Genomic DNA, 12,521 nt, shown 5'->3' with positions numbered 1-12,521 from the left:
CTCCCCTCGCTTGCCCTACGGCACGAGGGGTTTTTTGTTGCACGAGCGCCTTTCGTGCAGCGCTTGAACTCCGTACAAACCTCGCAAAAACCCTCAGCATCGAGAAGAGAATGCCGATGACCGAGCAGGCCACCGGGGCCCATCCGCAGCCGCGGCCCCGATCCGGAGGACAGCAGTCCGCCCCCGTCGAGCACGTCACGGGTGCGCAGTCCCTCATCCGCTCCCTCGAGGAGGTCGGCGCTGACACGGTATTCGGCATTCCCGGCGGCGCGATCCTGCCGGCGTACGACCCCCTGATGGACTCGACGAGAGTCCGTCATGTCCTGGTCCGCCACGAGCAGGGCGCCGGCCACGCGGCCACCGGCTACGCGCAGGCCACCGGCAAGGTCGGCGTCTGCATGGCCACATCGGGCCCGGGCGCCACCAACCTGGTCACGCCGATCGCCGACGCCCACATGGACTCCGTGCCGCTGGTCGCGATCACCGGCCAGGTCGCCTCGAAGTCGATCGGCACGGACGCCTTCCAGGAGGCGGACATCGTCGGCATCACCATGCCGATCACCAAGCACAACTTCCTCGTCACCAAGGCCGAGGACATCCCGCGGGTCATCGCGCAGGCGTTCCACATCGCCTCCACCGGCCGCCCGGGCCCGGTCCTGGTCGACATCGCCAAGGACGCCCTCCAGGCGAAGACGGTCTTCTCCTGGCCGCCCACCATGGACCTGCCCGGCTACCGCCCGGTGACCAAGCCGCACGCCAAGCAGATCCGCGAGGCGGCCAAACTGATCACCTCCGCCCGGCGGCCCGTCCTCTACGTCGGCGGCGGCGTCATCAAGGCGCACGCGACCGCCGAGCTGAAGGTCCTCGCCGAACTCACCGGAGCGCCCGTCACCACCACCCTGATGGCGCTCGGCGCATTCCCCGACAGCCACCCGCTGCACGTGGGAATGCCGGGCATGCACGGTGCGGTCACCGCCGTCACCGCGCTGCAGAAGGCCGACCTGATCGTCGCCCTCGGTGCCCGCTTCGACGACCGTGTCACCGGCAAGCTGGACAGCTTCGCTCCGTACGCCAAGATCGTCCACGCCGACATCGACCCGGCCGAGATCGGCAAGAACCGCGCCGCGGACGTGCCGATCGTCGGCGACGCCCGCGAGGTCATCGCCGACCTGGTCCAGGCCGTGCAGAAGGAGCACAGCGAGGGCCACAAGGGCGACTACACCGCCTGGTGGAGCGACCTCAGCCGCTGGCGCGACACCTACCCGCTCGGCTACGACCAGCCCGAGGACGGCTCGCTGTCCCCGCAGCAGGTCATCGAGCGCGTCGGCCAACTCGCGCCCGAGGGCACGATCTTCGCGGCGGGCGTCGGCCAGCACCAGATGTGGGCCGCGCACTTCATCCAGTACGACAAGCCCGCCACCTGGCTCAACTCCGGCGGCGCCGGAACCATGGGCTACGCGGTCCCGGCCGCCATGGGCGCCAAGGCCGGACAACCGGGCCGTACGGTCTGGGCGATCGACGGCGACGGCTGCTTCCAGATGACCAACCAGGAACTGACCACCTGCGCCCTGAACAACATCCCGATCAAGGTCGCCATCATCAACAACGGCGCCCTCGGGATGGTCCGCCAGTGGCAGACCCTGTTCTACAACCAGCGCTACTCCAACACCGTGCTGCACAGCGGCCCGGAGGACATCAACCCGGACGCGAAGGGCACGCGCGTGCCGGACTTCGTGAAGCTCTCCGAGGCGATGGGCTGCGTGGGCCTGCGCTGCGAGCGCCCCGAGGACCTGGACAAGGTCATCGAAGAGGCGAACTCCATCAACGACCGCCCGGTCGTCATCGACTTCATCGTCCACGAGGACGCGATGGTGTGGCCGATGGTCGCCGCCGGCACCTCCAACGACGAGATCATGGCCGCCCGGGACGTCCGCCCCGACTTCGGCGACAACGAAGACGACTGAGCGAGGAAGAGCAGAAGAGATCATGTCCAAGCACACGCTCTCCGTCCTGGTGGAGAACACACCGGGCATCCTCGCCCGGATCGCCGCCCTGTTCTCACGGCGCGGCTTCAACATCGACTCGCTCGCAGTCGGTGTCACCGAGCACCCCGACATCTCCCGCATCACCATCGTGGTGGGGGTCGAGGACCTCCCGCTGGAGCAGGTGACGAAGCAGCTCAACAAGCTCGTCAACGTGCTGAAGATCGTCGAGCTGGAGCCCGGTCAGGCCGTGCAGCGCGAACTCGTCCTGGTGAAGGTCCGCGCCGACAACGAGACCCGCTCCCAGATCGTCGAGATCGTCCAGCTGTTCCGCGCCAAAACCGTCGACGTCTCCCCGGAGGCCGTCACCATCGAGGCCACCGGATCGAGTGACAAGCTGTCCGCCATGCTCAAGATGCTGGAGCCGTTCGGCATCAAGGAGCTGGTGCAGTCCGGCACGATCGCCATCGGCCGCGGCGCCCGTTCGATCACCGACCGTTCGCTGCGCGCTCTGGACCGATCCGCGTAAAGCTGAAGTACGGCTGAAACCGGGCGGTCGGCGACACACCGTCCGCCCGGATACCGAGACCCCGAGACTTCCCTTCCCCGCACCGTCATACGGTGGGACGCACAACCTGCACACCAAGGAGAGAACCCAAAGTGGCCGAGCTGTTCTACGACGCTGACGCCGACCTGTCCATCATCCAGGGCCGCAAGGTCGCGGTCATCGGCTACGGCAGCCAGGGCCACGCCCACGCGCTGTCGCTGCGTGACTCCGGTGTCGACGTCCGTGTCGGTCTGCACGAGGGCTCCAAGTCCAAGGCCAAGGCCGAGGAGCAGGGCCTGCGCGTGGTGACCCCGGCCGAGGCCGCCGCCGAGGCCGACGTCATCATGATCCTCGTCCCGGACCCGATCCAGGCCCAGGTCTACGAGAAGGACATCGCCCCGCACCTGAACGACGGCGACGCCCTGTTCTTCGGCCACGGCTTCAACATCCGCTTCGGCTTCATCAAGCCCCCGGCCGGCGTGGACGTCTGCATGGTCGCCCCGAAGGGCCCGGGCCACCTGGTCCGCCGTCAGTATGAGGAGGGCCGCGGCGTTCCCTGCATCGTGGCCGTCGAGCAGGACGCGAGCGGCAACGCCTTCGCGCTGGCGCTGTCGTACGCCAAGGGCATCGGCGGCACCCGCGCCGGCGTCATCAAGACGACCTTCACCGAGGAGACCGAGACCGACCTCTTCGGCGAGCAGGCCGTCCTCTGCGGTGGTACGGCCGCGCTGGTCAAGGCGGGCTTCGAGACCCTGACCGAGGCCGGTTACCAGCCGGAGATCGCCTACTTCGAGTGCCTGCACGAGCTGAAGCTGATCGTGGACCTCATGTACGAGGGCGGCCTGGAGAAGATGCGCTGGTCCATCTCGGAGACCGCCGAGTGGGGCGACTACGTCACCGGCCCGCGCATCATCACCGACGCCACCAAGGCCGAGATGAAGAAGGTCCTCGCCGAGATCCAGGACGGCTCCTTCGCCCAGAACTGGATGGACGAGTACCACGGCGGTCTGAAGAAGTACAACGAGTACAAGCAGCAGGACTCCGAGCACCTGCTGGAGACCACCGGCAAGCAGCTGCGCAAGCTGATGAGCTGGGTGAACGAAGAGGCGTAAGTCTCACGTCAGGGGGCCGGGGCAGACTGCTCCGGCCCCCGTCGTCCATTTGTTGTCCACCCCGTCCAGCCCCGGACGGGTGATCCTTCCGCAGAGGCGCAAGACTGACTGCTCAGCGCCACTACACTGCTGCACAACACGCGTCAGGCCCACAGCGTCGTGCGTCTTCCGCGGCTAGCCCCCTCCACCGCCAGCGGCCGTCGGGACGGCCGTCCGCATTGGACTTGTGAGGACCTCACGTGAGCTCGAAACCCGTCGTACTCATCGCTGAAGAGCTGTCGCCCGCGACCGTGGACGCACTCGGCCCGGACTTCGAGATCCGGCACTGCAACGGAGCGGACCGAGCCGAACTGCTCCCCGCCATCGCCGAAGTCGACGCGATCCTGATCCGTTCCGCCACCAAGGTCGACGCCGAGGCCGTCGCCGCCGCGAAGAAGCTCAAGGTCGTCGCGCGGGCCGGTGTCGGCCTGGACAACGTCGACGTCTCCGCCGCCACCAAGGCCGGCGTGATGGTCGTCAACGCCCCGACCTCCAACATCGTGACCGCCGCCGAGCTGGCCTGCGGTCTGCTCCTCGCCACCGCCCGCAACATCCCGCAGGCCAACGGCGCGCTGAAGAACGGCGAGTGGAAGCGCAGCAAGTACACGGGCGTGGAGCTGGCCGAGAAGACCCTCGGTGTCGTCGGCCTCGGCCGTATCGGCGCCCTGGTCGCCCAGCGCATGTCCGCCTTCGGCATGAAGGTCGTCGCCTACGACCCCTACGTCCAGCCCGCGCGGGCCGCGCAGATGGGCGTGAAGGTCCTCTCCCTGGACGAGCTGCTGGAGGTCTCCGACTTCATCACCGTCCACCTGCCCAAGACCCCCGAGACCCTCGGCCTGATCGGCGACGAGGCGCTGCGCAAGGTCAAGCCCAGCGTGCGCATCGTCAACGCCGCCCGCGGCGGCATCGTCGACGAGGCGGCGCTGTACTCGGCGCTGAAGGAGGGCCGGGTCGCCGGCGCCGGACTCGACGTGTACGCCAAGGAGCCCTGCACGGACTCCCCGCTCTTCGAACTCGACCAGGTCGTGTGCACCCCGCACCTCGGTGCCTCCACCGACGAGGCCCAGGAGAAGGCGGGCATCGCCGTCGCCAGGTCCGTCCGCCTCGCCCTCGCCGGCGAGCTGGTCCCGGACGCGGTGAACGTCCAGGGCGGTGTCATCGCCGAGGACGTCAAGCCCGGTCTGCCGCTCGCCGAGCGCCTCGGCCGTATCTTCACGGCGCTCGCCGGTGAGGTCGCGCACCGCCTCGACGTCGAGGTCTACGGCGAGATCACCCAGCACGACGTGAAGGTGCTGGAGCTGTCCGCGCTCAAGGGCGTCTTCGAGGACGTCGTCGACGAGACGGTGTCGTACGTCAACGCGCCGCTGTTCGCGCAGGAGCGCGGCGTCGAGGTGCGGCTGACCACCAGCTCCGAGTCGGCCGAGCACCGCAACGTGGTGACCGTGCGCGGCACGCTCGCGGACGGCGAGGAGGTGTCGGTCTCCGGCACGCTGGCCGGTCCGAAGCACGTCCAGAAGATCGTGGCGGTCGGTGACTACGACGTCGACCTCGCGCTCGCCGACCACATGCTCGTCCTGCGCTACGAGGACCGTCCCGGTGTCGTCGGCACCGTGGGCCGCATCCTCGGCGAGGCGGGCATCAACATCGCCGGCATGCAGGTCGCGCGTGCGGCGGTGGGCGGCGAGGCGCTGGCCGTGCTCACCGTCGACGACACCGTGGCCGCCGGCGTGCTGGCCGAGGTCGCCGCCGAGATCGGCGCGACGTCCGCCCGCTCGGTGAACCTGGTCTGAGGCAACCTCGAACTCCCCCGGAGGCGGTACGCCCTCCGGGGGAGTTCTGCTGCGCTCCCGTCCAGCACGAGCGCGCCGTTTCGACGCGATGGCGGGCCGCCGGTCGCCTCGCCACCTCCCGGAGCGCCGGCTCCTCGCACCGACAGCGATCCGCCACCCGGCGGCAGTGCGCGCCGGGATCGCGCACCCGCTCCACCGGCCCGAGTTCGACGACCGCACGGGCCACCAGCACCCGGTGGCTCCCGGTCACGGCGCTCCGCGTCCAGCGCGGCGCCCCGCTCCCGGCGGACCCGGCCGCAGGCACCCCGAGCGGCACGGTGACCTTCTACGACGGCACGACAGCGCGCGCAACCGTCCCGAACGACGCCGGCCGGTCCCGTCTCACCACCTGGCGGAGTCCGGCCCCCCGGCGCCCACGCGATCAACGCCGCCTGCTTCGCCATGAGCGCGACCGAGTGCTCGCCCTCGCCGGGGGTACGCAGATGCGCGGATTGCGGCCGGTCGTCGGGTGCGGGAGATTGGGCTCATGCGCCGGACTCCACGCGTGGAACCCTGGTCGAGATGCCCGTAGCGGACGCCGGGACGGGGGTGCTGATCGTCGGCGGCGGCCCGGTCGGGCTCACCGCGCGGGCGCTGCTGGAGCAGTGGGGGGTACGGGCCCTGCTGGTCGAGAAGCACCGTGAGTTGTCGCCGTTCCCCCGGTCCCGGCTGGTCAACGTACGCTCGATGGAGATCTTCCGCGGGCTCGGGCTCGCCGACCGGATCACGGCCCGGGCCTTCGCGCCCCGGTACGGCCGGGTCCGCTTCCGCGACACCCTCGGCGGCGGCGACTTCGCCTCGGCGGCGATGGTCGGGGTGCACGCCCCGGTGCCCGAGAGCCCCGCGCTCGGCGTGGTCACCTCGCAGGACCGGCTGGAACCGGTGCTGCTCGACGCGGCGGACGCGCCGGTGCGGTTCGGGACCGAACTCGTCGGCCTGACCGAGGAGGCGGACGGTGTCGTAGCCCTGCTCGCCGACCACCGCACCGGCGACGAGAGGCGGATCCGCGCCCGGTACGTCCTCGCCGCCGACGGCGCGCACTCCACCGTCCGGCGGCTGCTGGGCATCGGTACCGCCGGTCCGGGCGCGCTGGCGGACGTCACCACCGTCGTGTTCGACGCCGGTCTCGACCGCTGGTGCGCGCGGCAGCCCGCCGGGGTCTACTTCACCGCGCACGGCTCGTTCACACCGCTCTACCCCGAAGGGGGCTGGGCCTGGTTCGGTCCCACGCCCGACGGCGCCGAAGCCACCGACTGGGCCGGCCTCGTCGCGCGCGCCGTCGGCCCCGGCACCGACGTACGGCCCGTGGTGCGGCGCGTCCAGCACTGGGTGATGGACGCGTTCGTCGCGGAACGCCTGGGGCACGGCCGGATCCTGCTGGCGGGCGATGCCGCGCACGCGGTCCCCGTCATCGGCGGCCTGGGCATGAACGCCGGCGTCGCCGACGTGCACAACCTGTGCTGGAAACTGGCGGGCGTGCTCCAGGGCTGGGCCGGACCGGGGCTGCCGGACACCTACGCGCCGGAACGGCACCCCGTCGCCCACGAGACGCTCCGCCAGGCGGTGGCCAACGCCCAGCTCCTGCGCGGGGTGCAGAGCCGCCGCCTCGCACAGCTGCGGACCGGTGATACGGCGCCGGACCAGGTCGAACTGCCCTGGACGGACCGGTACTTCGCCCAACTCGGCCTGGTCCTGGGCGTCACCTACCACTCCGCCGCCGTCCTCCCCGAGACCTCCGACCCACCGGAGCCGTCCGCCCCCGGTACGGACTACGTCCCCACCCCGGAGCCGGGTCACCGCCTGCCCCACCTCCGGCTCCGCGACGGCCGCTCCACGCTGGACGCCGTCGGCGCCTGGTTCACCCTGCTCACCCCGGACCCCGCGGCCTGGGCGCACGGCAGGGCCGTGGCCGCGCCGCTGCGCGTCGAGCCGCTTCCCGCCGAGCACACCGAGCCGTACGGCCTCGGTCCGCACGGCGCCCTGCTCGTCCGGCCGGACGGCCACATCGCCGCCCGCTGGCCCGACGGCTCGCCGGCCGCCACGACCCTCGCCGCGGCCCTGAGCGCGATCACCGGCAGGCCCTGACCTCCCGGGCGGCTACAGCCGCGCCCGCTTCAGCGCCATGTGCAGCAGCAGCCGGTCCTCGCCGTCGTCCAGGTCGAGTCCGGTCAGCTGCTCCACGCGGGACAGGCGGTAGTACAGCGTCTGCCGGTGGATGCCCAGCGCACCGGCCGCGCGTCCGGCCTGGCCCGCACAGTCGAGGTAGACCTCCGTGGTGCGGGCCAGCTCCCGATGGGCGGGGGAGAGCAGCGCGCCGACCACGGGATCGTGCGCGTCCTGCGGCGGCAGCGCGGTCAGCAGCCGGTACGGCCCGATGCGCGCCCACTGCGCGACCGGCCCGAACCGCGGCTCGGCCAGCGCGGCGCGCGCCGCGGCGGCGGCCTCCCGCCAGACCGCGCCCAGCTCGGCGAGCCCGACGCGGGGATCACCGACACCGGCGCCGCACGCGGCCCCTGCGGCGCCGGAGGCGCCCCGGGCCGCGGCTCCGGTGAGTCCCGCCGCGGCCGCCGCGGCCGCCCGTGCCCCGGCCCCGCGCGCCGCCCCCTCGGCCTCCTTCAGCAATCGTGCGGCCGCTGTCAGCGCGGGGGTGGTGACCTCTGTGGTGCGCAGGCGTATCAGGAGCGCGAGGCTCTGCTCTTCCCCCGCTGGCTTGAGGGCGTGCGAGGTTCCCCCACTCCAGGGAAGCGTGCACAGTGCCGCGGCATGGGGGATCGTACGGGCGGCCGGGGCGTCGTCCGGGTCGGCCGACGGCCAGGGGGCGACGCAGACCAGGGTGAGGGGCCCGTCGGCGCGGGGGCCGAGCGCGGCGCGGAGTTCGGCCACCGCCATCTCCCGCTGCCAGCCCCGTTCCGCCGTGAGCACCGCCCGCAGCTCCCGGCTCAGCCCGGCCCCGGCCTCCGCCTCGTCCGCGAGCAGCGCGCCGATCCGGTCGGCCACCTCCATCGCCGCGGCCAGCTGCGCGTCCGTCGGCCCCGGATCCCCGTCCAGCAGCCAGACATAGCCGAGTACGACCCCCCGATGGCGTACCGGCAGGCAGATCCGGCCGCGGTAGACGCCGGCCTCCGGGCTCGGCGGGATCCGCACCGGGCCCGTCGCGCGGGTGATGCCGAAGCCCTCGAACCAGGACCGGACGGTCGCCGTGGAGCGCCGGGTCAGGATCGAGCGGGTGCGCACCGGGTCCAGCGCGGTGGGATCCAGCTCGTCGTCGCTGTCGTACGCGCCGAAGGCGATCAGTTCGAAGTCGCGGTTCTCCAGGGTCGCCGGGACGCCCAGCAGCTCCGAGATCTCGTCGACCAACTCCTGGTAGTCACCTTTGAAAGCCTTGAAATCCGCCGCCACTCGGGCATTCTCCCTCATTTTCCGGCTGCCTTCATACAGTTGTCTGAGATCCAGGGCACGGATGCGTGACAGCTGTCGATGGCTCACGATCGGAGAGATCCTTAGGTTTCACGGTGGTTCTCCGTGCCGTACCCGAATCGTCGGGTGACGGCCGTATTCGGTGCTTTGTCTGTGGAGGTGCCCCGTGCTGGGTCCCGTGATTCTCGCCGCGTCGCGCAGCGACCGGATGCGACGCCTGATCTCGGCGGCCCCGGTGACGAAGCAGGTCGTCGACCGCTTCATCCCCGGCGAGACCGTGGCCGACATCGTGCCGATCATCAGGGACCTGACCGCCAAGGGCCTGGAGCTGACGATGGACGTCGTCGGCGAGGACATCACCACCCCCGAGCAGGCCGCCGCCGCCCGGGACGCCTACCTGGCGCTGATCGACCACCTGCGGGACCTGGAGCTGGGCGAGCGGGTCGAGATGTCCGTCAAGCTCTCCATGTTCGGCCAGTCCCTCCCCGGCGGTCACGAGCTGGCCCTCGCCAACGTCCGCCCGGTCGTCGAGGCCGCCGCCGCGATCGGTACGACCGTGACGCTGGACGCGGAGGACCACACCACCCTCGACTCGATGTTCGCCATCCACGAGGAGCTGCGGAGGGACTTCCCGCAGACCGGCTGTGTCATCCAGGCCTACCTCTTCCGCACCGAGGCCGACGCCCGCCGCCTCGCCGCCGCCGGCAGCCGCGTCCGCCTGGTGAAGGGCGCCTACAAGGAGCCCGCCGAGGTCGCGTACCAGCAGAAGCACGAGATAGACAAGGCGTACGTCCGTATCCTGCGGATCCTCATGGACGGGGAGGGGTACCCGATGATCGGGTCCCACGACCCGCGCCTGATCGCCATCGCCCAGGAGCTGGCCCACAAGGCCGGCCGCAAGCTCGACGAGTACGAGTTCCAGATGCTCTACGGCATCCGCGGCGAGGAGCACCTGCGGCTGGCCGCCGAGGGCCACCGCATGCGCGTCTACACCGCCTACGGCACCGACTGGTACGGCTACTTCATGCGGCGCCTCGCCGAGAAGCCGGCCAACCTGCGCTTCTTCCTCAGGTCGATGGTCAGCAAGGGGTGATGCGCTGGATGAGCCGCGGCTGTCGGTCTCCGAGGAGCTTCGGAGGCCAACAGCCGCGGCCCTGCGGCCGGCTGAGCCGGACCCAGATCCCTGGAAAGGAGTCAAGGATCTCGTGACTCCGCCCCCGAGAGGGCTTCTCACGGGCTCGTCATAGGGAGTCCGTGACGGTCAAGCCCTGACCGCTGCTCACCATACGCAACCGCTTCAGCTCCCTCGGGCTGAAGCCCGGGAATCACTCGGAAGAGGTACCTCATGGACGCTGTGACCCAGGTCCCCACCCCCGTCAACGAGCCGGTGCACGGCTACGCCCCCGGCTCGCCCGAGCGCGCCCGGCTGGAGGCGAAGCTCAAGGAGCTGGCCGAGAACCCGATCGATCTGCCGATGACCATCGGCGGCGAGAAGCGGATGGGCGGCGGCGAGCCGTTCCAGGTGGTCCAGCCGCACAACCACAAGGCCGTCATCGGCACCCTGCGCAACGCCACCCGGCAGGACGCACAGGACGCCGTCGACGCGGCCCTGGCCGCAGCCCCGGCCTGGCGCGCGATGTCCTTCGACGACCGCGCCGCGATCATCCTGCGCGCCGCCGAGCTGCTCGCCGGCCCCTGGCGCGAGACCATCGCCGCCTCCACCATGCTCGGCCAGTCGAAGACCGCCCAGCAGGCGGAGATCGACACCCCGTGCGAGCTGGTCGACTTCTGGCGCTTCAACGTCCACTACGCCCGCCAGATCCTCGCCGAGCAGCCTCCGGCGAACTCCCCGGGCGTGTGGAACCGCATGGACCACCGCCCGCTGGAGGGCTTCGTCTACGCGATCACGCCGTTCAACTTCAGCGCCATCGCGGGCAACCTGCCGACCGCGCCCGCGCTGATGGGCAACGTCGTGGTCTGGAAGCCGTCCCCGACCCAGACCCACGCCGCCGTCCTCCTCATGCAGCTGCTGGAGGAAGCCGGTCTGCCCAAGGGCGTCATCAACCTCGTCACCGGTGACGGCATCGAGGTCTCCCACGTCGCCCTGGAGCACCGGGACCTCGCCGGCATCCACTTCACCGGCTCGACCAAGACCTTCCAGTACCTGTGGAAGACGGTCGGCACCAACATCGAGAAGTACCGCTCCTACCCGCGTCTGGTCGGCGAGACCGGCGGCAAGGACTTCCTGGTCGCCCACCCGAGCGCCGACCGTGCCGTGCTGAAGACCGCCCTGACCCGCGGTGCCTTCGAGTTCCAGGGCCAGAAGTGCAGCGCCACCTCCCGCGCCTACATCCCGGCCTCCATCTGGAACTCCGGCTTCAAGGAGGAGTTCGCGGCCGAGGTCGACTACCTCACCATGGGTGACGTCACCGACCTGTCGAACTTCATCGGCGCCGTGATCGACGACCGTGCCTTCGCCAAGAACAAGGCCGCGATCGACCGCGCGAAGTCCGACCCGACCTGCGAGATCGTCGCGGGCGGCAGCTACGACGACTCGGTCGGCTACTTCGTCCGCCCGACGGTCGTCGTCTCCACCGACCCGGAGAACGAGATCTTCCGCACGGAGTACTTCGGCCCGTTCCTCGGCGTCTATGTCTACGAGGACGACCAGTACGACGAGATGCTGACCCAGATGGAGTCGGTGTCCGACTACGCCCTCACCGGCTCGGTCATCTCGGCCGACCGCGCGGCGGCCGCGTACACGATGGAGAAGCTCCGCTTCGCCGCGGGCAACTTCTACATCAACGACAAGTCGACCGGCGCCGTCGTCGGCCAGCAGCCCTTCGGCGGCGGCCGCTCCTCCGGCACCAACGACAAGGCCGGCGCCCCGCAGAACCTCCTGCGCTGGACCCTGACCCGGGCCATCAAGGAGACCCTGGTCCCGCCGACCGACTACGCGTACCCGCACATGGGCTGATCCCGAGCCCCCGCGAACACGGGCCGGGAAGCCTGCCGCCGAGCAGGCTTCCCGGCCCGTTTCCATCGCGAGGGTCCAGCGTGAGGGACCTTCCTCACGGGCGGGTCCTCACGAGATGTTCAGAGTGACGTCGTCGTCGTCGCTCAGATCCGGCTCAGTGATCTTCGTGTTGAACTGGTGGCTCTTGCCGCCCGGGACGGTGCAGGTCACGGTGGAACGGAGGCTGAACCTCGTGTCCACCGGCACGGTGAGGTCGACGGGACCGTAAGGCGCCGTCACCTGGCCGTTGTTGTCCAGGTTGTCGTCCGAGACGGACTTGCCCACGGCCGGGACCTTCAGAGTCACCTTGGTGGGGACGGCGTTCGGGAACTTGCTCGCACAACTCACTTGCCCGGAGTAGTGCACCGTTCCCGTGTCCACCGCGGGTGCGGAGCGCGCCGGACCTGCGAACAGCAGCCCGCCGGCGGTGGCCGCGGCGAAGACGGCCAGGGTGCGGGACCTGTGGAAGGCGCGCGATGTATTCGTGGGCATGTCACCACCTGCCTCAATGGCGTGGGGTTCGACGGGGCCGCATGCGCGCGCCGCACTGAGTACGGGCGCTCGGCTGGTGAACGGTTT

At 70.6% G+C, this 12,521-nt stretch carries 9 protein-coding genes; 7 read left to right on the top strand and 2 right to left on the bottom strand.

The genetic code is table 11. The annotated features are described in order from the left end of the window. The first annotated feature begins 116 nt into the window (after positions 1-116). The 5 genes from AB0L75_RS16020 to AB0L75_RS16000 all read left to right on the top strand — a co-directional run bounded on the left by AB0L75_RS16020 (position 117) and on the right by AB0L75_RS16000 (position 7,594). Positions 117-1,964, top strand: coding sequence for an acetolactate synthase large subunit (locus AB0L75_RS16020; RefSeq protein ID WP_365181156.1), 1,848 nt, complete (start codon positions 117-119; stop codon positions 1,962-1,964). Positions 1,965-1,986: 22 nt separating this feature from the next. Next, entirely contained in the window at positions 1,987-2,511 is a 525-nt protein-coding gene (gene ilvN / locus AB0L75_RS16015; protein ID WP_023546561.1) for an acetolactate synthase small subunit, read from the top strand. A gap of 131 nt (positions 2,512-2,642) precedes the next feature. Continuing rightward, complete coding sequence (gene ilvC / locus AB0L75_RS16010) at positions 2,643-3,641, top strand: ketol-acid reductoisomerase (RefSeq protein ID WP_365181154.1); 999 nt, start codon at positions 2,643-2,645, stop codon at positions 3,639-3,641. Between the two features lie 239 nt (positions 3,642-3,880). Continuing rightward, positions 3,881-5,470: a phosphoglycerate dehydrogenase gene (gene serA / locus AB0L75_RS16005; protein WP_365181153.1), complete on the top strand. Its 1,590-nt coding sequence runs from the start codon at positions 3,881-3,883 to the stop codon at positions 5,468-5,470. A 561-nt stretch (positions 5,471-6,031) separates the two neighbouring features. Further along, complete coding sequence (locus AB0L75_RS16000) at positions 6,032-7,594, top strand: FAD-dependent monooxygenase (RefSeq protein WP_365181151.1); 1,563 nt, start codon at positions 6,032-6,034, stop codon at positions 7,592-7,594. A gap of 12 nt (positions 7,595-7,606) precedes the next feature. On the opposite strand, the gene AB0L75_RS15995 is transcribed toward AB0L75_RS16000, so the two are convergent. Beyond that, on the bottom strand, positions 7,607-8,926 hold the full coding sequence (locus AB0L75_RS15995; RefSeq protein WP_365181149.1) for a helix-turn-helix domain-containing protein: 1,320 nt from the start codon (positions 8,924-8,926) through the stop codon (positions 7,607-7,609). A gap of 166 nt (positions 8,927-9,092) precedes the next feature. Here AB0L75_RS15995 and AB0L75_RS15990 point away from each other — a divergent pair, with 166 nt between their 5' ends. Both AB0L75_RS15990 and pruA read left to right on the top strand, forming a co-directional pair. After that, positions 9,093-10,019 carry a proline dehydrogenase family protein gene (locus tag AB0L75_RS15990; protein WP_365181148.1) on the top strand — a complete coding sequence of 309 codons (927 nt, stop codon included), beginning with the start codon at positions 9,093-9,095 and terminating at the stop codon, positions 10,017-10,019. A 252-nt stretch (positions 10,020-10,271) separates the two neighbouring features. Beyond that, positions 10,272-11,903, top strand: coding sequence for an L-glutamate gamma-semialdehyde dehydrogenase (gene pruA, locus AB0L75_RS15985; RefSeq protein WP_365181146.1), 1,632 nt, complete (start codon positions 10,272-10,274; stop codon positions 11,901-11,903). Between the two features lie 108 nt (positions 11,904-12,011). Here the strand turns inward: pruA and AB0L75_RS15980 are convergent, their stop codons facing one another. Then, entirely contained in the window at positions 12,012-12,434 is a 423-nt protein-coding gene (locus tag AB0L75_RS15980; RefSeq protein ID WP_365181144.1) for a hypothetical protein, read from the bottom strand. Positions 12,435-12,521: the final 87 nt, after the last annotated feature.

It is taken from the genome of Streptomyces sp. NPDC052101 (assembly GCF_040680235.1).
Classification (GTDB): Bacteria; Actinomycetota; Actinomycetes; order Streptomycetales; family Streptomycetaceae; genus Streptomyces.
This window is presented reverse-complemented; position numbering and strand designations above follow the sequence as displayed.